The 24,677-nt window shown below is 53.8% G+C and carries 26 protein-coding genes; 15 read left to right on the top strand and 11 right to left on the bottom strand.

Annotation, left to right across the window (positions count from 1 at the left end):
* Window positions 1-203 precede the first annotated feature (203 nt).
* Both GN107_RS06840 and lepB read left to right on the top strand, forming a co-directional pair.
* Window positions 204-2,015, top strand: a complete 1,812-nt coding sequence (locus GN107_RS06840) for a heavy metal translocating P-type ATPase (protein ID WP_155286984.1) — start codon at window positions 204-206, stop codon at window positions 2,013-2,015.
* A gap of 114 nt (window positions 2,016-2,129) precedes the next feature.
* The gene (gene lepB, locus GN107_RS06835; protein WP_269057689.1) at window positions 2,130-2,828 is read left to right on the top strand and encodes a signal peptidase I; all 699 of its coding nucleotides are present in this window, start codon (window positions 2,130-2,132) and stop codon (window positions 2,826-2,828) included.
* An 85-nt stretch (window positions 2,829-2,913) separates the two neighbouring features.
* Here lepB and GN107_RS06830 read toward each other — a convergent pair whose 3' ends face one another.
* Together GN107_RS06830 and GN107_RS06825 are read right to left on the bottom strand one after the other, a co-directional pair.
* Window positions 2,914-4,029: a M56 family metallopeptidase gene (locus GN107_RS06830; protein WP_155286983.1), complete on the bottom strand. Its 1,116-nt coding sequence runs from the start codon at window positions 4,027-4,029 to the stop codon at window positions 2,914-2,916.
* 17 nt (window positions 4,030-4,046) lie between these two features.
* Window positions 4,047-4,406 carry a BlaI/MecI/CopY family transcriptional regulator gene (locus GN107_RS06825; RefSeq protein WP_155286982.1) on the bottom strand — a complete coding sequence of 120 codons (360 nt, stop codon included), beginning with the start codon at window positions 4,404-4,406 and terminating at the stop codon, window positions 4,047-4,049.
* 213 nt (window positions 4,407-4,619) lie between these two features.
* Here GN107_RS06825 and GN107_RS06820 point away from each other — a divergent pair, with 213 nt between their 5' ends.
* Window positions 4,620-4,817 carry a hypothetical protein gene (locus GN107_RS06820; protein WP_155286981.1) on the top strand — a complete coding sequence of 66 codons (198 nt, stop codon included), beginning with the start codon at window positions 4,620-4,622 and terminating at the stop codon, window positions 4,815-4,817.
* Between the two features lie 33 nt (window positions 4,818-4,850).
* A complete protein-coding gene (locus tag GN107_RS06815; RefSeq protein WP_155286980.1) occupies window positions 4,851-5,117 on the top strand; it encodes a hypothetical protein in 267 nt (88 codons plus the stop codon).
* Between the two features lie 105 nt (window positions 5,118-5,222).
* On the opposite strand, the gene trpA is transcribed toward GN107_RS06815, so the two are convergent.
* Genes trpA through trpB form a run of 5 tightly spaced genes read right to left on the bottom strand, consistent with a single transcriptional unit; the run spans window position 5,223 to window position 9,639 of the window.
* A complete protein-coding gene (trpA, locus tag GN107_RS06810) occupies window positions 5,223-6,002 on the bottom strand; it encodes a tryptophan synthase subunit alpha (RefSeq protein ID WP_155286979.1) in 780 nt (259 codons plus the stop codon).
* Window positions 6,003-6,023: 21 nt separating this feature from the next.
* Complete coding sequence (locus tag GN107_RS06805; protein WP_155286978.1) at window positions 6,024-6,602, bottom strand: phosphoribosylanthranilate isomerase; 579 nt, start codon at window positions 6,600-6,602, stop codon at window positions 6,024-6,026.
* A 12-nt stretch (window positions 6,603-6,614) separates the two neighbouring features.
* Entirely contained in the window at window positions 6,615-7,409 is a 795-nt protein-coding gene (trpC, locus tag GN107_RS06800) for an indole-3-glycerol phosphate synthase TrpC (RefSeq protein ID WP_155286977.1), read from the bottom strand.
* Complete coding sequence (gene trpD, locus GN107_RS06795; RefSeq protein ID WP_155286976.1) at window positions 7,406-8,425, bottom strand: anthranilate phosphoribosyltransferase; 1,020 nt, start codon at window positions 8,423-8,425, stop codon at window positions 7,406-7,408. The genes trpC and trpD overlap by 4 nt, the downstream gene beginning before the upstream one ends.
* A 26-nt stretch (window positions 8,426-8,451) precedes the next feature.
* Window positions 8,452-9,639 carry a tryptophan synthase subunit beta gene (trpB, locus tag GN107_RS06790; RefSeq protein ID WP_371863480.1) on the bottom strand — a complete coding sequence of 396 codons (1,188 nt, stop codon included), beginning with the start codon at window positions 9,637-9,639 and terminating at the stop codon, window positions 8,452-8,454.
* A gap of 750 nt (window positions 9,640-10,389) precedes the next feature.
* Between trpB and GN107_RS06785 the strand changes: the two genes are divergently transcribed.
* The 4 genes from GN107_RS06785 (at window position 10,390) to GN107_RS06770 (ending at window position 13,942) form a co-directional block, all read left to right on the top strand.
* Window positions 10,390-11,193, top strand: coding sequence for a tyrosine-protein phosphatase (locus GN107_RS06785; protein ID WP_155286974.1), 804 nt, complete (start codon window positions 10,390-10,392; stop codon window positions 11,191-11,193).
* Window positions 11,194-11,342: 149 nt separating this feature from the next.
* On the top strand, window positions 11,343-12,065 hold the full coding sequence (locus GN107_RS06780) for an ABC transporter ATP-binding protein (RefSeq protein WP_155286973.1): 723 nt from the start codon (window positions 11,343-11,345) through the stop codon (window positions 12,063-12,065).
* Window positions 12,065-13,261: an ABC transporter permease gene (locus tag GN107_RS06775; protein ID WP_155286972.1), complete on the top strand. Its 1,197-nt coding sequence runs from the start codon at window positions 12,065-12,067 to the stop codon at window positions 13,259-13,261. Before GN107_RS06780 ends, GN107_RS06775 begins: the two co-directional genes overlap by 1 nt.
* Before the next feature lie 15 nt (window positions 13,262-13,276).
* Entirely contained in the window at window positions 13,277-13,942 is a 666-nt protein-coding gene (locus tag GN107_RS06770) for a TetR/AcrR family transcriptional regulator (RefSeq protein WP_155286971.1), read from the top strand.
* Between the two features lie 95 nt (window positions 13,943-14,037).
* On the opposite strand, the gene GN107_RS06765 is transcribed toward GN107_RS06770, so the two are convergent.
* On the bottom strand, window positions 14,038-14,961 hold the full coding sequence (locus tag GN107_RS06765) for a helix-turn-helix domain-containing protein (protein ID WP_196246273.1): 924 nt from the start codon (window positions 14,959-14,961) through the stop codon (window positions 14,038-14,040).
* A gap of 704 nt (window positions 14,962-15,665) precedes the next feature.
* Between GN107_RS06765 and GN107_RS06760 the strand changes: the two genes are divergently transcribed.
* Both GN107_RS06760 and GN107_RS06755 read left to right on the top strand, forming a co-directional pair.
* Window positions 15,666-16,700, top strand: coding sequence for a hypothetical protein (locus tag GN107_RS06760; protein ID WP_155286969.1), 1,035 nt, complete (start codon window positions 15,666-15,668; stop codon window positions 16,698-16,700).
* 11 nt (window positions 16,701-16,711) lie between these two features.
* Window positions 16,712-16,945: a hypothetical protein gene (locus GN107_RS06755; RefSeq protein ID WP_155286968.1), complete on the top strand. Its 234-nt coding sequence runs from the start codon at window positions 16,712-16,714 to the stop codon at window positions 16,943-16,945.
* Between the two features lie 117 nt (window positions 16,946-17,062).
* Here GN107_RS06755 and GN107_RS06750 read toward each other — a convergent pair whose 3' ends face one another.
* On the bottom strand, window positions 17,063-17,758 hold the full coding sequence (locus GN107_RS06750; RefSeq protein WP_155286967.1) for a hypothetical protein: 696 nt from the start codon (window positions 17,756-17,758) through the stop codon (window positions 17,063-17,065).
* Window positions 17,759-18,271: 513 nt separating this feature from the next.
* On the opposite strand from GN107_RS06750, the gene GN107_RS06745 reads away from it, so the two are divergent.
* Window positions 18,272-18,715 (top strand): DUF3284 domain-containing protein, encoded by a 444-nt coding sequence (locus tag GN107_RS06745; protein ID WP_155286966.1) that lies wholly within the window; start codon window positions 18,272-18,274, stop codon window positions 18,713-18,715.
* 85 nt (window positions 18,716-18,800) lie between these two features.
* On the opposite strand, the gene cls is transcribed toward GN107_RS06745, so the two are convergent.
* Window positions 18,801-20,273 (bottom strand): cardiolipin synthase, encoded by a 1,473-nt coding sequence (gene cls / locus GN107_RS06740; RefSeq protein WP_155286965.1) that lies wholly within the window; start codon window positions 20,271-20,273, stop codon window positions 18,801-18,803.
* Between the two features lie 3 nt (window positions 20,274-20,276).
* Window positions 20,277-20,879, bottom strand: a complete 603-nt coding sequence (locus GN107_RS06735) for a TetR/AcrR family transcriptional regulator (RefSeq protein ID WP_155286964.1) — start codon at window positions 20,877-20,879, stop codon at window positions 20,277-20,279.
* Between the two features lie 198 nt (window positions 20,880-21,077).
* Here GN107_RS06735 and GN107_RS06730 point away from each other — a divergent pair, with 198 nt between their 5' ends.
* The 4 genes from GN107_RS06730 (at window position 21,078) to GN107_RS06715 (ending at window position 24,655) form a co-directional block, all read left to right on the top strand.
* The gene (locus tag GN107_RS06730; RefSeq protein ID WP_155286963.1) at window positions 21,078-21,860 is read left to right on the top strand and encodes a lysophospholipid acyltransferase family protein; all 783 of its coding nucleotides are present in this window, start codon (window positions 21,078-21,080) and stop codon (window positions 21,858-21,860) included.
* A 79-nt stretch (window positions 21,861-21,939) separates the two neighbouring features.
* On the top strand, window positions 21,940-22,800 hold the full coding sequence (locus GN107_RS06725) for a glycosyltransferase (RefSeq protein ID WP_155286962.1): 861 nt from the start codon (window positions 21,940-21,942) through the stop codon (window positions 22,798-22,800).
* A 47-nt stretch (window positions 22,801-22,847) separates the two neighbouring features.
* On the top strand, window positions 22,848-23,798 hold the full coding sequence (locus GN107_RS06720) for a glycosyltransferase family 8 protein (RefSeq protein ID WP_155286961.1): 951 nt from the start codon (window positions 22,848-22,850) through the stop codon (window positions 23,796-23,798).
* Window positions 23,795-24,655 (top strand): lysophospholipid acyltransferase family protein, encoded by an 861-nt coding sequence (locus GN107_RS06715; RefSeq protein ID WP_155286960.1) that lies wholly within the window; start codon window positions 23,795-23,797, stop codon window positions 24,653-24,655. The genes GN107_RS06720 and GN107_RS06715 overlap by 4 nt, the downstream gene beginning before the upstream one ends.
* Window positions 24,656-24,677 lie beyond the last annotated feature (22 nt).

The following is a 24,677-nucleotide window of genomic DNA, read 5'->3' as shown; positions in this document are numbered from 1 at the left end:
GCACAGAATTTACTTTCAATATCACATTGTAAACTTTAGAGAGTAAATGTGGATTTTTTGTGTTCATTTGCAGAAAAAATTCCAGATTTGGTTCATATCGAATTAGGAATTAGCGCGTGAAGAGGTTAAAATTAGACTAAAGCATCTAAAAGCGCCGGATATGCAATTGTCACCGGGCATAAGGGTAAGGGAGGTTAATTGCGATGAAGCGATTATTCAAGACGTATTGGCGGTTGATCCTGGTATTAACGACTGGGATCGTAGCGCTCATATTGGCTTTTGGCCTGGGACAGCACTTGTGGGCCCGCTGGCTGATCAGCGGGATCAGCATCGTGCTCGCCCTGCTCATGTTCTGGGACATGGTGCAAACCTTACGCTCCGGCAAGTTCGGGGTCGACCTGCTCGCAATTACGGCCGTGGTTGCGACCGTGGCGGTTGGCGAGTACTGGGCGGCGCTGATCGTGCTGCTGATGCTGACCGGTGGGGACGCGCTGGAAGATTACGCGGCCCACATGGCTAACGGGGAGCTGCGCAGTCTGCTGGCGGCAACGCCAACGCGGGCGCACCGCCTACGCGATGGCCACACCGAAGACGTGAAGGCGGAAGACATTGTGGTCGGTGACGAGCTGCTGGTGCGGCCCGGTGAAGTGGTCCCGGTTGACGGCACCGTCCTCACCGGTAGTAGTAGCGTTGATGAATCCAGCCTGACCGGTGAGTCCCGGCCTTTAGACAAGACAGTGGGTTCCAAAATCATGTCGGGGACCGTTAACGGCTCCGGCGCGCTGACGGTGCGGGCCGATGCGACTGCGGCTGATAGTCAGTACCAAGGAATCGTTGCCCTAGTTAAGGAATCCATCTCTAAACCGGCCCCATTTGTCCGGATGGCAGACCGGTACGCCGTGCCGTTCACATTGGTTTCCTACATTATTGCTGGGGTGGCTTGGGCGGTTTCGGGTAACCCGGTGCGGCTAGCTGAAGTTCTGGTCGTGGCCTCGCCGTGCCCGCTGATTTTGGCGGCCCCGATCGCGCTCGTGTCGGGGATGAGCCGCTGCAGCCGTGCCGGCATCGTTGTGAAGTCCGGGGCGGTCATCGAGAAGCTGGCGGCCGCCAAGACCGCAGCCTTCGATAAAACCGGGACCATCACGCGCGGGGTGCTGGAAGTGAAGGATGTCGTGCCCGCCGCGGGTTACTCCAAGGAGGAACTGTTGACGGTGGCTGCCGCAGCCGAGCACCAGTCCGCGCACGTTCTCGCCCGCTCGCTGCAAGCGGCTGCGCCGCAGAACCTGCCGCCCGCAACGAATGTTACTGAAGAGACTGGTGGCGGGGTGCAGGCTGAAGTCCAAGGGCACACGGTGCGCGTCGGGAACGCCAGATTTGCGGGCATTGAGCCGCAAACTGACGTGACGGCCGTGTACGTGAATATTGATCAGCACTACGCTGGTTACGTGGCCTTCGCCGATGTCATCCGGCCGGAAGCTAAGGAAACGATGAGCCACCTGCACGAATTGGGGGTGGCCAACTTGATGATGATCAGTGGTGACCGCAAGCCGATTGCTGAAAGTGTTGGCCAGACCGTCGGCATCGATCAGGTCTACGCGGAACAACTGCCAGTGGGCAAAATCAAGGTGCTGCGCGATGTACCTAAGGACAAACGCCCGGTTATCATGGTCGGGGATGGGGTCAACGATGCGCCGTCTCTCAGTGCTGCCGACGCCGGGATCGCCATGGGTGCACACGGCGCCACGGCGGCCAGCGAGTCGGCTGATGTGGTCATTTTGCGTGACGACTTGGGCCACGTGGCGACGGCCGTTAAGATTGCTCGCGACACGATGCGCATCGCCCGCGAAGCCGTACTGATCGGGATCGCGATTTGTATCGTGCTGATGCTGATCGCCAGCTTCGGCGTGATTCCGGCAATGGTGGGGGCATTGCTTCAAGAACTTGTCGACACCACGACCATCCTCTACGCACTGCGGGCGCGGGGCAACAAGAAGCAGGACGCCGCGACCCTGTAATGATTCGTAATCGCTAAGTAATGGCTAAATTATGGGTCAAGGCGTAGAATCAATTGGGTCAGCGCTGCTGAATATGGTATTATCAGCACAGATAACCCGCATGGAGGCAAGATTTTGAGAGAAAAAGAAACGAGTAACTGGAAGTTTATCGTTGAACTCGTCGCATTGTTCGTGGTGGTATTCGCCGCCACGGCGGGGCTGATGACTTTTGTTCTGAGCAAGGATCAAGTGTCTGGCCCGTCAATGGAGCCGGGACTGATGGACAAAGATCGGCTCTTCTCACTGCGCCATAAACAGATCAAGCGCAACGAAATCGTTGTTCTCTACGCGCCGGACAAGGTGAGCCAGCAGTTCTTGCAAAAGAATGGGGCCACCGATGCCGATATTAGTCAGCACAACGGTAACCTCTACTACAACGGTAAGGTCGTTCCCCTGAAGGATCACGAGCTGTACATCAAGCGGGTCATCGGGATGCCCGGGGACACGGTCTCCAGCAAGAACGACAAGCTGTACGTCAATGGCAAGCAGCAGGCGGAACCGTACCTGAAGAAGAGCTTCATTAACAAGGAGCTCCAGCAGTACGCCACCATTTACGGCCAGAACGTTTCCGACATGAAGTTTACGAACGACTTTGACCTCAAGACGCAAGCCAGCACGCACCGCTCAACAGTGCCTAAGGGTTCGTACTTCGTGATGGGGGACAACCGTTACGTGTCCCATGACGGCCGCGCGTTTGGCTTCATCAAGAAGCAGAACATCCAGTCGGTAGTGGTGTTGCGCTACTGGCCACTGAACAAGTTTAAAATTTACTAGAATTCATTTGATGGACCTCCTGAGCATACTCGGGAGGTTTTTTGTTGCAAAAAAAGAGGACTAGGACAGTCCTCAAAAAGCTATATTAAGGTTTATTTCTAATTGGGATGCCCTTCAGTGCTGGCGAGTGCAGCTGGGTTACTTTACCCAGCTTATGGCCGTTGATAATCAGATAGTAGAATCCCTTTGTGTGCAAAATATAGGAATTTGACCGGTCAGTGATTGCATAGGTTTTACTAGCTTCGCTGCCGGGTTGAACATAATCAGGTTCAATGATGACGGAGCTTGCCGCATAGGGTAGCACAATTATTATCGCAATTAGTAGCAGGCTGGTGCTGCGAAATTGGTGATCCTCCAGTAGAAACTCAATTCGCCGCTGTAACACATTGTGGTTGATGTCTGCGAAGCCGCTGGTACTCGGAAAAGCAATGGTTTGCTCCGGGGCGCTGTTCCGCAATTTCTTGGTGGTTGTCAGCAGCGTCTCCAGATACTCGGTACCCTTTTCTGCAGACATGTTCTTCACAACCTGGGCATCAACGTGTAGTTCAATGATGATTGCTAATTCCTTGCGTAATAGGTAGACGAGGGGAAACCACCAGTAGGCGCAAACCAACAAACTCATGGTTATTTTCTGCAGAATATCGTGGTTGCGAATGTGTTGGTATTCGTGCTGCAGAATGTCTGCACGTTCTACGGCAGATAGGTTCAAGTCAGGCAAGAAAATCACGGGGTGGCGCGCGCCACTAACGAAGGGCGTACAGTTAGCGCGAATGCGATACACAGCAACACTAGCCGGAATTTTGTCTGGATAGATTCTTTGCCCCGTTGCCATTAACGTCTGCGTTAAACGGCGTGAGCGTAATAGTGACCGGAGCGATAGGAAGGCTGCGACAACACTACCGGCAATCCAAATGGCGGCCATGATCCTGAAAGTTGATACGTGAGCGGCTTTGGCGATGGTCAACTGGTGGTGGCCGAATTCGTAGAAGACTGGCAGGATGTGTTTGGACGTGAGCGTCTTCGTGTGCAGAAACCCGATTGGCACAATCAGGCGCAACGCAGAGATGATGATCAGCGCGTATAAGAAGTCCACCCGGAAGGTCTTGTAGGACGCTTTAGTGAGTAAGATCAGGTCCGTGATCACAATCAGGATGCTTGCCACAGCTACCGAAAATAAAACTGATGATACTGAAAGTTCCATTGTGCAGGCCCCCAGAGCTATTTCAGTTTATTCTTGCGCTGCTGAATTAGTTTTTCCAGTGCATCTAAATCCTCGGTGCTATCTTGATCATCAATGTAGCCGGTGACGATTTCGTGGAGGGCCTTGTCAGAGGCCGCAGACGTTAAATAAGCGGATTCCTGAAGTACCGGGGCGTATTTCCGCATCAAAGTACTGCCACTCATCGCGATTGAATCGGTTTTGATGATGTTCTGCTTAAGTAATTTGCGCAGTACGGACAGAATTGTGTTCATACTGATTTCTGGTGCTAGTGTGCTGATATCTTTAGCGGACAGAGCTTTATCCGCGTGCCACAAGGTGTTCATGATTTGTAGCTCCCGTTTGGTGAGTAATTGCAAAGATGCAACCTCCTTTTGAGTCCATTTACCATCATGATAGCGCTTGAAGACCGTTAGAACAATTGAAAATGAGCTTAGCTGTATTTATTTATTGTGGTTACAATTATGCATTGACATTGTGTACGCACCGCCCTATGCTGTTTCTGTAATTAATTACAGGGTGAAAAGTTGGCTTGGGTATCCAAATAAGGCGATTAAAGGAGGACGGCTGCTTTGAAAGGCAAGAACGAGGGCCTGAAGTATCTGGGCGAATTTGCGATCTTGGCGTTATTAGCGGTGTTCAGAATGCAGCCGTATTACGGAGTTGATGCGGTGAAGTACCTGCCGTCATTAGCCATTGTGGCGCTGGTAGTTGCCGTCCAGTATCCGGTACGGAAGGTGATTGCGCGCAGGCGTAAATTCGGCAAGTAGTAGTTCAACACACAGATAGCAGGAGGACATTTTATGCAACCTAACATCATCACAATCATGACAGTGATTGCTTGTATCATTGCCTTGATTAGGGCTTGGCAAACACGAGATGTTCCGAATACGCAGAAAGATGCTGGAATTATTAGTACGGTGTTCGGGGTGGTCTGGGTGCTGGCTGAACTGTTTGACTGGCCGCGGTATGTAATTGTCGCTAATGCTGTCTGTTCAATTATTTTGCTTGAGCTTGATACGCATTACCGGGACAAACAGGCCCGGGAACGTTGGCGCAACCGTCAATAGATGTATTTAATTTCTACCGCTAGTATAAAAGAATCCGTTACTGACGTGAATGGGCCAGTAACGGATTCTTTGTGTTAGTTAAACTGCAGTTCAAATCAATAATTATTAACCAGCTAGTGCAGTTGCCTTCTTCAAGGACGCCACGTAACTTTCAATATGTTCGGGTGCGTCCTTGCCGTACTTACCCACTAGGTCAACAATACCGGAGCCCACGATAACCCCGTCACTGATTTTGGCCATCGCCGTTGCCTGTTCCGGCGTGTGGATGCCGAAGCCGATTGCCGCAGGGGTGTCAGTCTGCGCGTGGATATCGGCGAGCAGTTTGCTCAGGCGCTGATCGAATTCTTCGCGGGTGCCAGTAACACCCTCTGAGCTGACCACGTAGATGAAGCCCTGCGCGTTGCGGGCGAGCATCGGCACGCGGTCGCCGGAAGTGAGTGTAATGAGGTTAATGATGTCGACGCCGTACTTGGTCGCACTCGGCAGGATCTCGCCCTGTTCTTCATGCGGCAAGTCGGGGATAACTAAACCCGCGACTCCGAGTTCACTGCAGCGGGCGCAGAATGCGTCGTAACCGTAACGGAAAGGAATATTCGCGTAGGTCAGGAAGACGATTGGCGTCTTGGTGAACTTGCGCGCCTCGGCTACGATGTCAAAAATCTCGGCAACGCTGATGCCGCCCTTGAACGCGCGGACATCAGCCGCCTGGATAACCGGCCCGTCAGCGACTGGATCGGAGAACGGAATGCCGAGCTCGATGATGTCGGCGCCGCCCTTGTCGAGGGCGCGGATGTTGGCGAGCGTGGTTCCTTTGTCTGGATCCCCAGCGACGATGAAGGGGATGAATGCCTTGTTGTTGTTAAAAATTGCGGATAGTTTGCTCATATTTAAAATTCCTCTCTTGAGTTAATGCTTGTGCGCGCTGGCGATGATGGCCGCAATCAGGGCCGGATCCTTTTTGCCGGCGGCTTCGACCCCGCTGGAAACATCGACGGCATAGGGGTGGACGGTGGTGATTGCCTTGTCTATGTTGGCCGGCGTGATGCCGCCAGCCAGGAAAATTGGTTTGTTGCTAGACGGTAAATTTTGCCAATCCAGCTTGTGGCCGCTGCCGGCACCAGCGTCGAGCATTGCGTAGTCAGCGGGAGTGTCTGCAACTTGCGGTAGTGGGGCCTTAAACACACGGATTACCTTAACGCCGCGTTCCTGGAGCAGGGCGATGATTGCGTCCGGCTCACTACCGTGCAACTGCACGATTTTGATGCCGGCGTGCACCGCAGCCAGAATTAGGTCGATGTCGTTGTTCATGAAGACGCCGACGGGAGTAATGTTCGCGTCCAGCTGTTGGATTAGCTTGCTAGCGGTGGGTACGGTCAACTGGTGGCGGCCATGCGCGAAGACGAAGCCGGCGTAATCGGGCTGGTACTGGTTAACGGCCGCAACGTCGGCTGCCGTCATGAGCCCGCATATTTTGATTGCCGTCATGCTTAAGCCCCCTTAGCTAACTGGCTTGCCGAACAGCTTGGTCAGTTCGGCTTTTTTATCGTCTGCGCGCATGAATGCTTCGCCGATCAGGCAGGCGTCGATGTTACCGGCGGCGAGCTCCTGCACCGCGGTCGCGGTCTTGATGCCACTTTCGGCGATGACGATTTTGTCGGCTGGAACCAACTTGCTGAGTTGAACACTGTTGTTCAGGTCGACCGTGAAGTCGCGCAGATCGCGGTTGTTGATGCCGATGATCTCGGCTCCGGCCGCCAGTGCGGTCTGGAGCTCGGTCTCGTCGTGGGTCTCAACGATGGCGGCCAGGTCCAGTTCACGTGCTAGTTGCAAGTAATCACGCAGCTGCTCCTTGCTCAAAATTGCCACGATGAGCAGGATCAGGCTGGCTCCATTCGCGCGGGCCTGGTAGATCATGTAGTCGTCAATGGTGAAGTCCTTGCGTAGCAGCGGCAAATTAACGGCTTGGTGAATGGCCGCCAGGTACTTGATGTCGCCGCGGAAGTAATCGGGCTCGGTGAGGACGGAAATAGCGTTAACGCCGGCGACTGCGTAGCTTTTGGCGATGGTGACCGGGTCAAAAGCGGCGGCAATCAACCCTTTAGAAGGGGAGGCTTTTTTGACTTCAGCTATCACGTGCATGCGCGCGCCGTCTCTACGTAGCGCCCGCAGCGTGGCGGCATGGTCCGGCTTTGGGGCCGCTACTGCCAGTTCCCGCATTTTGGCGGGCGTGATTTCTGCCTGTTCCTTTTGCATGCGCCGCTTGGTTACGGCGACTAAGTCATCGAGAATCATGCTGACACCGCCTCGGTGGTTGCGCGGATCAAACCGTCCAGGGCTGCCTTGGCCTTGCCGCTGGCGATGCTTTCGCGGGCTAGGTCGATGCCATTCGCGATGCTGAGTTCAGGCTTGGCGACGTGCAGTGCGCAGCCGGCGTTTAGCAGCACGGTGTCGGTCTTGGGTCCCTGGGCACCGTTCAAAATATCGCGGGTGATCTGGGCATTTTCTGCCGGTGTGCCGCCCACCAAGTCGGCGGACTGGGCGCGCTTAAAGCCAAACTGCTCCGGGGTGATGCTGTAACGGGTGAACTTCTGGCCGCGGACTTCTAGGACCTCAGTTACGCCGGTCAGGGTCACCTCATCAAGGCCGTCGTCGCCGTGCACGACCATCGCGTTTTCGACGCCGACCTTGGTCAAAACCTTAGCGAGGGGTTCGAGTAGGTCGGCGCTGTAAACACCGAGCAGCTGGTTGCGAGCGTGGGCCGGGTTGGTGAGGGGTCCGAGCAAATTGAAGATGGTTGGAATCCCGAGTTCTTTGCGGACGGGGCCGACGAAACGCATTGCAGGGTGGTATTCCTGGGCGAACATGAAGCAGATGTTACTGCTGGTCAGGGCCGCTTCTGAAACGGCGGGGGTGACGTTCAGGTTCACACCGAGTGCTTCGAGAACGTCGGCCGCACCGCTCTTGGAAGACGCGGCGCGATTGCCGTGCTTAGCGACGGGCACACCGGCACCGGCAACCACGAATGCGGACGTGGTTGAGATGTTGAAGGTGCTAGCCTGATCACCACCAGTGCCAACAATTTCGAGAACATCCTCACCGGCCTTAAACGGTAAGGCGTGGGCGCGCATTGCGGTGGTGGCACCGGCGATTTCATCCGGCGTTTCACCGAGCATGTGCATTTCGGTGAGCAGCGCCGCCGTTTCGGCATCGCTGCACTTGCCGTCCATGATTTCGTTGACGACGGCTTTGGTCTGGTCCAAGGTCAAATCCTCTTTGTTTGCGAGTTGCTTAATGGCTTCTTTAATCATGATGATTTCCTCTTTTTTAGTGTTCCTTAGTCTTCGTTCAGCTCAATGCCGCGGTACTTGGCGATTGAGGCAACATCTTTGTCGCCACGGCCGGACAGGGTGCAAATGATAATTTTGTCCTTGCTGAGGGTCGGTGCGAGCTTCATGACTTCAGCGACCGCGTGGCAGCTTTCAATGGCGGCGACGATGCCCTCCTCTTTAGCAATGTACTCGAAGGCGTTGACAGCCTCGTCATCGGTGATGGCGACGTACTGAGCGCGGCCGGAGTCCATTAATGCGACGTGTTCCGGGCCGACGCCGGGGTAATCAAGACCGGCGGAGATGGAGTAAACCGGGTTGATCTGGCCGTCATCGTTCTGGAGGAAGCGGGACTTCATGCCGTGGAAAATCCCGGTCGTGCCGCGCTGCATGGTGGCGGCGGTGTCGGGCGTGTTGACGCCGTGTCCGGCCGCTTCGGCACCAATCAGGTTAACTTCGGGATTCTCGATGTACTCGGCAAAACTCCCGATGGCGTTACTACCGCCGCCGACGCAGGCAACTACGTAGTCAGGCAGGCGGCCCTCAACTTTTTTGATCTGCTCCTTAGATTCCTTGGAGATGACGCTTTGGAAGTCGTGAACCATTGCGGGGTAGGGGTGTGGGCCAACCGCGGACCCGATGACGTAGAAGGTGTCCTCACTGTGGGCTGCGTAGTCTTGCAGCGCCGCGTTGATGGCGTCCTTCAAAACGGCCGTGCCGCTGGTAACTGGGTGCACCTTTGCGCCGAGTAATTCCATGCGGAAAACGTTGAGCCGCTGGCGGTCGGTGTCCATTTTGCCCATGAAGATCTCGCACTTCATGCCGAAGAGGGCGGCGATGGTGGCCGTTGCGACCCCGTGCTGGCCCGCGCCGGTTTCGGCGATGAGGCGGGTCTTGCCCATGCGCTTAGCAATCAGGGCCTGGCCGATGACATTGTTGATTTTGTGGGCCCCGGTGTGGTTCAGATCCTCACGCTTGAGGTAAATTTTGGCGCCACCCAGGTCCTCCGTCATGTTCTTGGCGTAGTAGAGCAGCGATGGCCGGTTGGCGTAGTCCCGCAGCAGGGTGTGGAATTCGTTCAGGAACTCGGGATCATCCTTGTACTGCTTGTAGGCCTTGGCAACCCGCTGAATTTCGGGAAGCAAAATTTCTGGTAGGTACTGGCCGCCGTATTCCATGTAGCTACCGCTCTTCATTGAATCTTCGGGTGTGTATTGTGCTTTTGTTTTAGTGTCCATGATTAATATCCTCCGGTGGTTGATTGTTGCGTGCAGTAACTTGTTTCGTGCCTACTGCGTTTGCCATCGTGCACTCAGGGTGGGCATTGATGGTTTAGTTGCGTTGTGAAAGTTGAATTTGCTTGGTATTTGCATTTGAAAATGCCTCCTTCGTGAATGTGGGGATGTTGATAAACAAAAAAATCCGTTCCTAATCTATTTGTGCCCACAACGGGTACAGATAGATTAAGGACGGATTAACCGCGGTGCCACCTTAATTCGATTGACTTTGCCAGTCCAGAAACACAAAAACCCGCGTGGAATAGCATCCACCGCGGGCCCTCACGTTAACGGATTGACAAGCAATCACACTTAGCGAAGAGCTAACACTCTCCCGGCAACTGACGTATGCCTCTACGTATCCCGGTACTCGCGGCCATAGCCACTTTTGCAGGATCCCTCGGCGGTCCATTTGCCAGCCTGCGTTCGGTCGCATTCTCATCATCGCGACTTTCTGTACGTGCACAACTGGTTTGATCTCCGCCTCATTGGTTTCTAAGAACTAATTAATTTAATTGAGACAAGCATAGCCACTCCTGATATCACTGTCAAGAATAAAGTTGGCAAAATTTTTGGTGGCGGTCACTACTAGTCAGCCAATGCTGCTTCTGCTATGCTTACTCGTGAGTGCGCTTTAGCAGCGTTTAAAAAACTTCGGAGGTGCTTTTCATGCCTGCAGCTGCAGCCAAATATTTGAACAAAGCCGTTATTAATTTAGACCAGGTCCGTAACGCCCGGACGTACCGGAACGTGCGCGGAACGGCAGGCCAAATTTTGCGTCCCAACATGTTTTTCCGCTCCTCCCGGCTCAGCGCCGCGGATGCCGCCGATCTAAAGACATTGCAGCGATTCGGCATCACTGGGGTCATCGACTTGCGGCAGCAGTTCGAGGTGCAGGCCCATCCTGACCGCCGGATTGCGGGCAGCACCTACCTCAACGCACCGATTGCCTCGGACCACATCAGCGCCATTGCTCCGACGACTGACGATTTGTTCGCATATTTTCAGCAGCACAACGACGCAAGCGTAGTCAAACAGCAGGCTTACCGCAGAGTCGTTTCTGACCCGGAGCTGCAGGCCAGTCTGCGCCAGGGATTAACGCTCGCACTTAGCACTCCTGGCGCCGTGCTCTGCCATTGTTCCATGGGCAAGGACCGCACCGGTGTGTTTACGGCCGTCTTTTTGGCCGCGCTTGGTGTCGACCGGCAGTTTATCATCAGTGACTACATGCAATCGAGCTTGGCCATTCAGGCGAATGCGGCTAAGCTGGATGCATATTTCAAGCAGAAGGGTGCAACGGATGGTATGATTCAAAACCTCCGGGCGCTATCGGGTGTCCACAGTAGTTACATTGCAGGGGTGCTGGACTGGATTGATACTAACTATGGTGATGCGGCCGCCTACCTCGCGAACGGGCTGGGCTTCGGAGCCAGCGGAGTGCAGGAGTTACAGACAAAGTTTCTGCAGGCATAAATACCGTATTAACAGGGGCTGAACATTCAGCCCCTGTTTTTTATTGCATAAGTGAGTTGACACTCACTTTTGCGGGTGCTATGCTCATCTCCGTTAAAAGTGAGTCGGCACTCACCAATGGCTGCCGACGAAAAAGGGGAAGTGCAGTAATGACTGAACAAGTAATTCAAATGACCGATTTGCAGAAGCAGTTTGATAAGCAATTGGTTCTGCGAGGAATCAACCTCAACGTCTTTAAGGGTGAAATCGTCGGTCTAATTGGGCCCTCTGGTGCCGGTAAATCGACGATTATTAAGACCGCCTTGGGGATGGAGAAGGCAGACGGCGGGCAGGCCTTGGTGCTGAACACCAAAATGCCGAACCGCGAGTTGTTAGGCCGGATCGGTTACATGGCGCAGACCGACGCCCTCTACGACGCTCTGAGTGGCCGCGAGAATTTGGAGTTTTTCGGCCAGATGAAGGGCCTGAAGAAGAGTGCAATGCAGCCAGCAATCGCGCACGTGGCGGCGGTCGTTGACTTAGAGGCTGACCTGAACAAGCGTGTGTCCGGTTACTCAGGCGGGATGCAGCGGCGGCTGTCACTGGCAATTGCCCTGCTGGGTGATCCCGAGCTGTTGATTTTGGACGAACCCACAGTGGGGATCGACCCGGCGCTGCGCCGCAAAATTTGGGCGGAACTACACAAACTCAGTGCGAACGGTCATAGCGTTTTGATCACCACCCACGTAATGGACGAAGCCGAGTTGTGCAGCAAAGTCGCACTGCTTTTGGACGGACGGATCATGGCCTTCGCGACGCCGACCGATCTTAAAAAGCAGTACGGTGTGCAGACGGTCGAAGATGCATTTTTGAAAGCAGAGGGGGAATTATAATGCGCACACTTGCGATTGCAAGACGGGTGATCAAGGAGCTGTTTCGCGACAAACGGACGCTGGCGTTAATGTTCCTCGCACCAGTTTTGATCATGTTTCTGATGAAAATTATTTTTGGGGCCAATTCTAGTACCAGCGTCACCATTGACGCGGTGCACGTTCCGAGTGCGGTGCGGACGGAGCTGGAAGATGTTAAGCACGTTCAGGTCGTCAAAAAGTCTAGCATGCGGGCCGCGCGTAAAAGCCTGAAAAATCAGCATGCGGACGCCATTGTGCGCAAATCTGGTAGTAAGTACATCTTGACCCACGCCAACACTGATGCCAGCAAGACCGCCGCGGTCAAGCAGGTCATGCAGGGTGTTTTGACCAAGCAGGGTGTGGAAACCATGAAGCAAACCCTTAAGCTGCAGGGCACGGTCATCGCCAAGCAGCAGACGGCCATCGGGCAATTGACCAAGCTGTTACCAGCACCGGCAGCCAAGCAGTTTGCGGCTGCAAGCGCGGGCAACGCGGCGGCGCCAGCCACGACGCACAAGCAGGCTGCCGCTCCGACAATCACCAACCACTACGTCTACGGCGACAAGAACACCAACTTCTTTGACAAGATGTTGCCGATTCTCATGGGCTTTTTCGTTTTCTTCTTCGTCTTCCTGATTTCGGGGATGGCGCTGCTGAAGGAACGGACGAGTGGCACCCTGGACCGCTTGCTGGCGACCCCAGTCCGGCGTAGTGACATCGTGTTTGGCTACACCATTGCTTATGGACTTTTGGCCATTATCCAGACCCTAATTATCGTTGTGGTCACGATTTATGCACTTGGAATCCAGATTGTCGGTAGCTTAGCGGCAGTCATTTTTGTCAACTTCGTACTGGCATTGGTCGCTTTAGCATTCGGCATTCTGCTGTCGACTTTTGCCAGCAGCGAGTTTCAGATGATGCAGTTCATTCCGATCGTGCTGGTTCCACAGATTTTCTTCTCCGGGATCGTCCCGCTGGATTCAATGGCTGCATGGGTGCGCGACATTGCGTACATTCTGCCACTGAAGTATTCTGGAGATGCGCAGGAGCAGATCATCATGTACGGTCGCAGCCTGTTTAGTAACGAGGTGCTCGTGGATTTGGGCGTACTGATGCTCTTCCTAGTGGTTCTGACCGTTGCCAATATTGAGGGGCTGCGCCGTTACCGGAAAGTATAGAAGTGGGGGCATCTGATGACAAATAAACAACCGAGCGATTTTCAAAAACTATATGCCCAGACGCTTGCCGCAGACACGACCCTGCCGGTGAAGCAGCGGGATATTTTGCTAGCAGCGTTCGCACTCTTTACTCAGCAGGGTTTCGACCACACGACCACGGCGGACATTGCTAAGCGCGCGGGCGTGGCGCAGGGCACGGTTTACAAACGCTATAAGACCAAGGATGGTCTGCTGAACGCGGTGCTCGCACCGTTCTTCGCCGGGGCCATTCCGCGGGCCGCAACGGAATTCGTTAACCAAGAGATCAATCAGGATTACCCCGACCTGCACACATTCGTAACTAATGTTGTTGGGAACCGCATCGATTTTCTCGCCATCAACGCTCCAGCCCTCAAAATCGTGCTGGGTCAGATTCTCAATAACCCGGACACCCTAGCCAAACTCAGCCGCCTATTCACGGATCATGTTTATGCGGACCTGATTGTCGACTTGAAAAAACTAAGAGCGCAAAAACTGATTGTCGATTTACCAAATGATATGCTGTTGCAGGGATTGGCGGGGCCAATGCTGGCGCTAGTATTACGCATTATGCTCGGTCTGCCTACTGGGGACTTGGCGCAGCAAAAGCGGGTCGTCATTGGCTTTATCGAGCGCAGCCTCACGCCAACGCAGGCAAATTAAAAAGATGGTCACAGCAAACTATTAATTGCTGCGACCATCTTTATTTTTATTGTGTGCTTTGAGGGGCGCTTCAAGCCGGGGCTTAAGCAAAATGCTTAGCTTTCGGCTTCAATTTGCTCCGCGATGTCTTGTTGGCCCCCAACGTTACTAACAGGAACCCGAATCAGTTGCAGCCAACGCGCATCACTATTAGCAATCGTGTCGTTGCCAGTCAAAGCCATTGCGTTCAGCGTGGTTTGGACTGCATCAAGCCGCGCACTAGTTGGTTGCTTAAGGTAAGCTAGAACATCCAGCGCCAAAGAGCGGCGGTAGTTGAAGTTAGCCGCCAATGGGTCGTCGCCGAGGTCGGCAAGCATGCCACTGATTTCATCGGCCATTGCCAAGGAGCGTTCAGCCAGTGGGCGCCGCATTGCGCTCAGCAATGCCTCCGCGTATTCACAAGTATCGTCAAGCGGGTGCTTGCGCTGGGTGTAGGAGCGGTGCATGATCCGCAGGCAGCGCTCAGCTGCGTGGGCGTCCATGAAGTAGATCAGGTGGCCCAGAAGCATGTATTCAAAACGGTGCCAATCATCGTCTCTAGCCAAGAAGTTAAGCACTTCCCGCTGTTCGTCTTCGTGCATGTAAGCGAGCGGGTCAGTAATTGACCGGGCAACTGAGTTTAGAATCAGCAGGTCAAAGTGCCGCAGCGGCAGGTCGCGGTGGGCCGTTGCGCTACGGTAGGCATTGACCGCTTCTTCAGCCGCGGCTTGGTCAGCGTTGACCAGAGCCGTATTCACTTGCTGCAGTGCGTTGGTAAAGGCCCGTTTTGATTGGGCTGACCGCAGAAATAGGTCTTCGGGATCGACTTCGAGTGCTTCAACTGAAGGTGCAAGTTTAGCAATTGTGAGGTCGATTTGACCACGCTCAAATCGCGAGAGAGTTGTTTCTGAAATTCCACTCGCGACGTCCCGAATTTTAAGGCCACGGCGCTTCCGGATGTGCCGGAAAAATGGGCCAAGTTGTGTGTCGTAATCTTCCAAAGGTGCTCCTCCTAAATTATAAGTACTCCTAAATTTCCCCAAGGACTCAGTATACGCTACGGGTGGTGGGTCAAGTCAAGGAAAATGCGTAATAGCATGTTATTTCTTAACCAATGCTGATTAAGCGGTGAAAACTTTCACAGGAGGCAAGCCCGGATTTACTGCGGATTGGTCCGGCGTATCATTTTGCGGTTAGAAATTATACAACCATGTTGATAATGAGCGACTGTTATTCTATATCTAGACCGTCCGGCTTGGGCTTGGCTCTGTTCCGGCGGCCAAAATATCAGCATAAATGGCAGCGCACTCGGTGGTAGATTTGTACATATTTGTACATAAATAGATAAAACGTCGGTTATGAAGCGCTTATTAGGGCTGTCAAGTTGGCACTCTGGCAGCCGACTGTTAAAATATTACACCGTTGTACTGTGTCAGGACTTACTGAAAACGGTCTGCTGTGCTTCCGCTGCACGTGCCGAATTGCGGGCAACTTTGTTTTTTATATTACATACGTTCTTAAATGAAAGCGGCTTTTGCAAACTGGTCATGCTAACTGGGGCTGGTGGCGCCCAGTGGCCATTCAAAAAAAGGCTGCCACCGGTGTTCAGCCTAAGTGTTTGCAAAATAAGTGCCCGCTTGGATGCGATGCGTTCGGGCTTACTCTATAATGAAAGTAGATCAGCTAAGAACATGAGGAGATAAAAATGGCTAAGCAAAACGATGCGGACCGTAAATACGTGCTTGAACATACGCAGGAGTGGCTTGATGATTTCCTCACTAATCCCGGCATTCAGGCGTACGCAGAGAATTTCAAAATCAGTGACAAGCGAATTCGCGAAATTATCCGCGAATATAGTCTGGCGATGTGTGACGAATTCGGGCGCCGGCCGCGGCGGTGGACCGGAACGGCTACGGAGCAGATTGCGCAAGAACACTATCGTCAGCTGAGCGCAGATGCGTGGCGCGAAACCTTCGTCATGCTAGGTAACTACTTTGGTTATCTGCAGGAGGAGGGGCACATCAATAATGCGGATGCCCTGCTGCACGCACTCACAGAATTCGGGGGGCTGTACATGCCCGCTAGCACTGACGCCTATCTGGATGACATTCAGGGTTACGACGGCTACAATTTTGAGCGTTACGATGATGGCACTGGCCTGAATCCCAACCCCCGCAATGGCTTTGATCCCGATGACGTTCTGGACACGTTAGCGGAGTTTTACGGCCTGCAGCGGGAAAGCAAGCTCGATAATGACAAGTTCATGCAGGAACACTTCAGTGAATTCGTGTTGCTTGCTGAGGGCGCAGACGGTATGGACCTGATGCTCTGCAACGCTATTGCCGACGGTTATGGTCGCGCGGACATGAAGTACATCACCGATTGGTTCAAACGCATCGTGATGCCCGACATTAATCTGAGCAAAATGCTGGATGGCCAGCAGCCGCCCAAGAACCAGCGGGAGATGGACGCACTTATTAATCAACTCGTCACCAGCTTCATGGTGGACACTTCGCCGCTACCAACGGATCTGCGGATGCAGTTCGCGGCCCAGCTAGATGGGGACTCACTTGCCAATCCTGGCGGCGAACAGCGCTTCATGAGCCGCCACGCAGCAGTTTTGCAGGAGTTCTTCGACATCAAGCAGAAGCCAGCCCAGCCCGCACCCAAGCAGAATAAGCCCGCCAAAATCATTAGTTTTGATGAGGCGCGCCGCCGCTTGCAGGCTGAAGAAAAGTAGGAGGAAGTAACATGGACCAGACTGTATACGTACTGAGTTTTGCGAATCCGGACGGAATGGGTACGGAAGTTTTTGCCCATAAGGCGCGCTGCCGGGATGAATTTCGCAAGATGATCAACACGATTCAAGACCAGATGGACGAGCCCAGCATCGACATGATCCTTGACGATGGTGCGGATGAGGGGAACTTCTACGATGGATACGGCATCACGATTCAGTGGGCGCAGGCGGATGTAATTCAATAGTTGCGTAGCTTGCTGGCGGAGTTTTGAATTAGTCTGCGGCTTTGCCGATACATAAAAGCAGCCCCACAACCGTAGTTTTTGAATGGTTGTGGAGCTGCTTTTTGCTATTAAGATTTTTCAGCCCATTTCTGCGTAGTCGGCGTCCCCGTCACCTTCGTTGACCCATGGGACCGCGTTTTGCCGCTTGCTGAACATCGAGTAGCCAACAGCCACAATGGCACCACCGAGGACGATTCCCAAAATCAGCGTGTTGCCCACGGTATTGAGTAGGTGCCCCAGCATCAGGATCGAGCGCGACGCCAGGCCAAAGGAAATGAGTCCCGCTGCCAGGTTGAGGCGCTTGATGGTGGTCATGATTGGATTGCTGAAGCCACGGTAATTGAAGATTCCCCGTAGTTCGATGCCAATTTTGATGACGGCAATCAGGCCCCCAATGATGGCGGCACTGATCGACTCTTCGGGGTGATGGACCGCGAAGAACAGCCACAAGGTCAAGACAATGTAACTACCCCCGATGGCGATCAGGAATGCGCCCGTGTTGTGGTAGGCCTTGTATTCGCGCAGAAACCGGTCGCTGGCAGCATTTTGCTGGCGGCTAGCCCAGTACTGGCGCAAGGCGTAACGGCGGCTAAAGAACAGCAGGAGGTAATAAGAACCGTTCAGTACGAGCCACGGCGCGTGGGTAAAGGCGCCCCAGATTACGGAGACGAGGCCCGCTAGCAGGTTCAGCGCAGAGGAGCTAATGGCTCCTGTTGCTGCGCGGCGGTTGGGGCTGCTAAAGAATAAGTTGTAAATAGTATTAATTAATTGCACCGGTTTGCTCCTCCCTCCAAACATAATAGAGCAAAAAGTTACGGAATTCTAAAGAAAATTTGATTAGACAAAAGGTTGTTGAAAATTAATGAATGCAATGATAGCAACCAATATTGTCTGCCAGCACTTTATAACGTGTTATTCAATTCGTTGGCATTAGCAAATTTTGTGGTTTATTTGCTAAAAAAGTTTATGAAAGCGCTTGAACAGACTGGGGCCAATCTTGTAGACTTTATTTATAAGCAAAGTAAGCATTACGTAATACCTGAGCAGCAAGGGCTTAGTTTTCGGGGGAACACTAAGCAGGGAGTGGCAGCATGGATGCTAGACAATAGGACAAGCAGGTAGTTACAAGCGTTGAAAGTGCGCGGCGCCGGTCTGCTGCAAGCTGTAATCGTCCTGAACGGGAGTGACCGGCTCGAGTAAGTAACCCGCATGCAGCAGTGGAATGCGTCTGGGGAGGCGGATTCGCGCTGCTTGTGCAGGGGAAGTATATGGTAGGGGGCAGGATTGATGGAGCTAAAAATCGAGTTAGCCGTTCCGGCGGAGTACTTCTTTACGGAGCTGATCCAGTCGGCAATTTACGATATTCAGTGCAGCGTTGGGCGCAATATTTCGGCCACGCGACTCAAGAATTTTGCCTACCGGAAAGTTCTACCAAACGGGCAGCATGCGCATTATGTCATCACCGACTGCACGCCGAATCGCTGTTATGCTTATCGCCTGCGTGTTGGCCGGGTCGAACGCTGCGTTAGCTACCAGCTGGAAGCGCTCGGTGCCGCGCAAATGCGCTTAGCGTACGGAGAAGAGGTAAATGCTGGCAGTCGCTGGCTGGCGGATAACATCCCCATTGGCGGATGGCTACGTCGGCACAATCTCACCAAGATGGTCCGGGAAATTGAAGCTGCTTATTGTGATTGTGGGACACCACGGGTGCAACGGAGTAGCTCGGTTTAAGAGTTGTGCTTCACGATTCGACAAAATGTAAATGCAAAGGGGGCGCAGTCTGAATGGCTGCGCCCCCTTTGTTGGGTTGCGGTGCTTATAGAACTGGTGATAGTAAGCGCGAGAAATTTTGCTTGAACCGCAGCCAGTGGGACCAATCCGCGATGGTTTCATCTGTGAGTAGTTCACTCATCTCGATGTCGTTTTCGTAGATGTCCGCCAATTGGCTGACGATCGCATCGTCGTACATGAAGGTGTTCACTTCGAAGTTCAGGCTGTAAGAACGGAAGTCCTGATTGGCACTCCCGACCGAACAGATGTCGTCGTCAACGAGCATGGTTTTGGCGTGCAGAAAGCCGTTCTGGTAAACATAGATTTTGACGCCAAAATCGTGCAGCATGTGCGCGTAGTACTGGGTTGCCCGGTAGATGAAGGGGTGGTCGGGCATGCAGGGAATCATGATCCGCACGTCAACGCCGGCACTAGCCGCCATGTGCAGGGCGGTGATCATGGAGTCATCGGGAACGAGGTAGGGTGACTGCAGCCAAACCCGGTGCTCGGCTTCGTTGATCAGTTTGATGTAACCGGTCTTGATTTGCTCATCGTTGGAATCAGGACCACTGGTGACCACCTGCAGGCTGGTGGTGCCACTGACCACCTGATCCGGCAATGGGAAATACTCCGGGGTGTAAATTAGGTGTTCACTGTCGTTAACTGATGCGTTCCAGTCCATCATGAAGCGCATCTGGAGTAATTCCACCCCGTGGCCGACGATGCGCAGGTGCGTATCACGCCAGTAGCCGAACTTCTTGCTGCGGGACAGGTACTGGTCGCCGATGTTGAAGCCGCCAGTGTAACCGATCTTGCCGTCAATCACCACGATTTTACGGTGATCATGGTAGTTCAAGCGGAAGCTTGCGACGGCGTTAGTGGAGGTAACAAAAGCCACCGCCTGGCCACCCGCCTGGGTCAGCGGCTTAAAGAACTTCGCGTTCGTGCCGTGGGAACCGAACGCATCGTAGAGTACGCGAACTTCCACCCCCGCGTTAGCCCGTTCAACCAGGGCGTCGCGGACTTGGGTACCGATCTCATCGGCGTAAAAAGTGTAGTACTCAATGTGGATGCTGCGCTTAGCTTGGGCAATGTCAGCCAGCATGGCGGTAAATTTATCGTTGCCATCCGTGTAGATTTTGACGTCATTGCGGCGGGTCAGTGGGGCCCGGTCGATTTTGCGGAACAGTTCGACCGTTTGCTTGCGCTTCTTCGTAATGTCGTCGGCGCTAGAGTGATGGTACTTCGGCAGGGCGGCAACTTGGGTCTCGATAACTTCTTTTAACCCGATGCGGTCCGCTTGGTGCATGTGGAACAGTTTATCCTGTGACATCCCGCGGCCCGTAAACATGAACAAAATGAAGCCGATGACGGGGATCATCACGAGCACGAGCAGCCAGGCCCAAGTGGACGCAATGTTGCGGGGCGTGTGGAACACCGTCACGATTGCGGCAACGGTGTTGATAAAGATGATGATACCGATGATGGTTGGTACGTGGCTAAAGAGCAAATCTAGCATTGCTTAATCCTTCCGCATTGTGCTTGCGTGATCGGCAGCTGCGTCTTCGTCTAATCCGAGCTTCACGAACAGGTAGTGAATATCGTTAATGACATCATCGGCCTTAATTTTGTCGTCGTTAGCGATGTAATCCGTGAGCACGGAGACGATCATGGCGGCGGCGAAGTGAATGAGCCGTTTCGGGTCGGGGGCGCCATGGATGAGATCGGCTAAGGGGCGATCGTTTGAGAAACCGGTGGTGTTGTTGTCGAATTCCATCAAGATGGTAGTGACGACGCGGACCAGCTCTTGGTATGAGCTAAACTGCTGATTTTCGACCAGCAGGTTCTTCATTAACTTGCGGTTGTGGACGACCCACTGAATCATCGTGGCTAGTCGGGAACTGGGATTCATGCTGTCGAGTTCCTTGAACATGTCCGGGGTGATGATCACCCGCATCGAGGAGCTTAACGCCTCGTATTTGTTGTGAAAATAGCGGTAAAAAGTGCTGCGGTCAATTTCTGCAGTGCGCGCGATATCGTCAATCGTGATTTTCTCGAACGGTTTGACGCGCAAGGTGGCGATGAGTGCGCGTTCGATTACGAAGTCAGTAGCTTGGCTTGTCATTTGTATATCCCCTCCAGCTTTACGCTAAAGTTTAGCGCGCATCTAGTTCCCGTGCAACTAAAAGCGGAAAGTGCCGCACGGGCTGCTGATAAGCATTTGGGTAGGGCTTTCAAACCAAAATTGAGTAAGTTTCTGTAAACTTTTGATTGAGTAGTCACTCAAGCCAGTCTATAATAAGCGCCGAAGGGAGGGGGCAAAATGGCTACGGAGACCAGATACTACACCAGCTACGCAACGGATTTTGTGACGAGCAAAACCCAGGACTACCGTTTACCTGCCGACTATCAGTGGCAACACCCGGGCCGTGCATTTCAACTCACGTCCAGCTTGGTTTACCGCCTAGCTGGTTTTGCCGGCTCCCTTTACAACCGGGTGTATTTGCACGAACGCATCGTTGGCCGGGAAAAGTTACGGGCGACGCGGGGTCGTGGCGCGTTTCTGTACCTCAACCACACCCAACCCGTGGGCGACGCCTTCACGCCGATGCGGATTGCTGGGCGCGGCCGGGCGAGTACCGTGGCGGCACCCGCTAATCTCGGAATCCCGGTCATCGGTCCGCTCATTGCACTGGGCCGGGGATTGGTGCTACCGAGCGGCTTGCACCAGTTGGGCCGTTTTACTACTGCGATGAATCAACGGCTAGAGGCCGGCGACCTTATCGCAATCTATCCAGAGGCGCACGTTTGGCCTTATGCCACAATGATCCGGCCCTTCGTTTCTGGTTCCTTACATTATCCAGTTGCCACTAACCGGCCGGTCTATGCCGCCACTAGTACCTACACGCGGCGGAAGTACGGCAAGCGGCCGCGCAAGACCGTCTACATTGATGGGCCCTTCTACCCGGACCTGAGTCTGCGGCGCAGTGAGCGGCAAGAAGATTTGGCCCAGAAAATTAGTGCCGCGATGCAAACGCGAGCGCAGCAGAGCAATGTTGAGTACATTCGTTACCGGCCGGTAGCGGAACGGAGCACCGTTAAATAGGTTGGAAGTTCGCAATTATTTTAAGCGCGTCATGACACGCGCAGACGCCAATTCACTGAATCGAGGAGGCAAACATTTTATGAATATTCTATTTTGCGGCGATGAACACATGACCGATGGCCTGTTTATCGCCACCTTGGCATTAATGAAACACACACCAGAGCCCCTGCACATTTATGTATTGACTGCCAGCATCGCCACTAGCAAAAAGCAGTACCGGCCGATCGCGCCGGATACAGTGGCTAAACTTGACGCCCGCATGCGGGCCGAGAAGAGCGGTAACAGCGCGGAATTGATTGATATTAGTAATCTGTTTGCGCAGCAAGCACCAACCGCGAACATGGAAACATTGTTCACGCCGTATTGCATGTTGCGGCTGTACGCAGATCAATTACCGCAGCTACCCGACCGGATTTTGTACTTAGATACCGATGTTGTTTGCCGGCGCAACCCCCTGCCGTTTTACGAGCAGGACCTGCAAGCCACCGAACTTGTTGGTGTGCTTGACTACTACGGCAAGTGGTTCTTCCACAGCGAGCTGCGGCTTGCGGACTACCTGAATTCGGGTGTCTTGCTCCTGAACCTCGCGGAAATCCGGCGCACCGGCCTCTTCAGTAAGTGCCGGGAGCTTTGCGCCACGCGGCAGATGTTCATGCCCGACCAGTCGGCACTTAATCACCTGGCCGGCAGCAAGCGCATCGCCAGTCACATCTATAACGATCAGCGCCGTCTGCACCCGGACACGGTTTTTCAGCACTTCACCACCAGTTTTCGCTGGTGGCCGTGGCTCCACACCCAGACCGTCAAGCCGTGGGAAATCGACCGGGTGCACAACACCCTCAAAATTCACGAGTACGATGACGTGCTTGCCCAGTACACGGCCATTGCGCCCGAATTGCACAAGCACAGTTCCAGTCCCAAGCAAACTATCAAGAATTAAGTTACTGCGCTGAGCAGCTACTTTTCAAGAAAGGTAATCATTAAAACATGTCAACTAAAGAAACTGTTCCCGTATTTTTCGCCGTCAACGACCCTTACGCTGCGGCGCTGGGCGTGGCAATCAAATCATTGACCGCCAACGCCAACCCCGACCGTCAATACCAACTGATCATTTTGAACCAGGGTTTGCGGCCAGAGCACGTCAAAAAAATCAAGCAGCTGGCGACCCCTAATGTCAGCATCGATTTTGAGTCCATGGCTGCCAAAATTCAGGAGTGCCTCAGTGACAACAACAACACCCTGCGTGCGGACTACTTCACGCTGACCATCTACTACCGCCTGTTTATCGCGGAGATGTTCCCCGAAATCAAACGCGCCGTTTACATTGACGCGGATGTGATCGTGCTCGACGACATCGGCAAGCTGTACGACACCGACCTGCAGGGCAACATGATCGGGGCCGCACTCGACCCCGTTATCGGGACCGACGCGCTCATGTCCAACTATTCCCGCAATGCAGTCGGGGTGCCCGCTGAGCGTTACGTCAACTCCGGGGTGCTCTTAATGGATCTGCAGCAGCTGCGGCAGCGTGATTTCGCCGGGCACTTCTTGAACCTGCTGAACACATACCACTTCAACAGTATTGCGCCCGACCAAGACTACATCAACGCAATCGCGACCGACCGCATGTTCATTATCGATAGTAAGTGGGACGTTGAAAACGGGGAACTGGCCGGTACGAAGCTCATCCACTACAACCTCTACCAGAAGCCATGGCGTTATGCCGGCATGAAGGGCGAAGAGGCGTTCTGGAAGTATGCACCAGCCACCCCATTTAATGATGAGTTGCGCGCCAACCTGGCAATTTACGACACTCCGGAGCACCACCAGGAAGACGATCAGCACTTCAAAGACTTACTGGCCCGTGCTGACAGAATTGCCGCAGAGACCGGGACGTTCCATGAAGTGCAAGAACAGACCGGCAAGGTGCGGCTATGATCACCGACCTGTTCCTACGCGGGGACCGGTCTGCCGTGATTGCCAACATCAAGCGGGCCGCCACTGAGGGCCGGTTCAACGATAAGGTGGAGACCAACGATCCGGTTTTGGATCTGAGCCAGGAACGCGCACTTGAGGCGAACTACTTACGCATGCGCAAAAAGCCCGCATTTTGGCTTAATTCGCACCTAGAATTGGCGCTGATCGGGACGACCGCCAGCGTGGACACCCGGCACGTGCGCGTCGTCGGCCGGGACAATTTGGCCGGGGTGACTGGTAGTGCTGTCGTCACGAGTAACCACTTCAGCCCCGGGGAAAACTTGATGGTGCGCAAGGCGGCGCGCGGGCGCAGCCTGCAGATTGTTGGGCAGCTGACGAACCTCGAGATGGGCGGCTTTTTGGGGTACCTGATGACTTACGGCACCCTGCCGATCAGTAGTGATGCTAAGTACATGGGCCGTGAATTTCCTAAACTGCTTGGGGGCAGTTTGCAAAAGGGAAACTGGGTCTTGATCTATCCGGAGCAAGAGATGTGGTTCCAGTACCGGCGGCCGCGGCCACCGAAGCGCGGTGCGTACTATTACGCCGCTCGCTTTAACGTGCCCGTAGTCTCTTGCTTTGTGACAATGCGGGATACGGGTGTGCACCTGACCGGCGATTTTAACCGGATCGAATACACCTTACACATCTTGAAGACACTCCGGCCAGATCCTAAACTGAGCGTACGGGATAACAGCCGCGCAATGATGCAGGCAGATTACGCGCAGAAGTGCGAATTATATGAGACTACTTATGGTGAAGCGATTGACGCGCCATTTTCCGCGGCGGATATTGTTGGTTGGCACGCACGGGGATGATTCAGATTGGGAAGAGGGAGCA

Origin of the sequence: Lacticaseibacillus zhaodongensis (assembly GCF_009687905.1) — a bacterium.
Classification (GTDB): domain Bacteria; phylum Bacillota; class Bacilli; order Lactobacillales; family Lactobacillaceae; genus Lacticaseibacillus; species Lacticaseibacillus zhaodongensis.
Note: the sequence above shows the minus strand (reverse complement) of the source record. Positions and strands in the feature narration are given on the sequence as shown.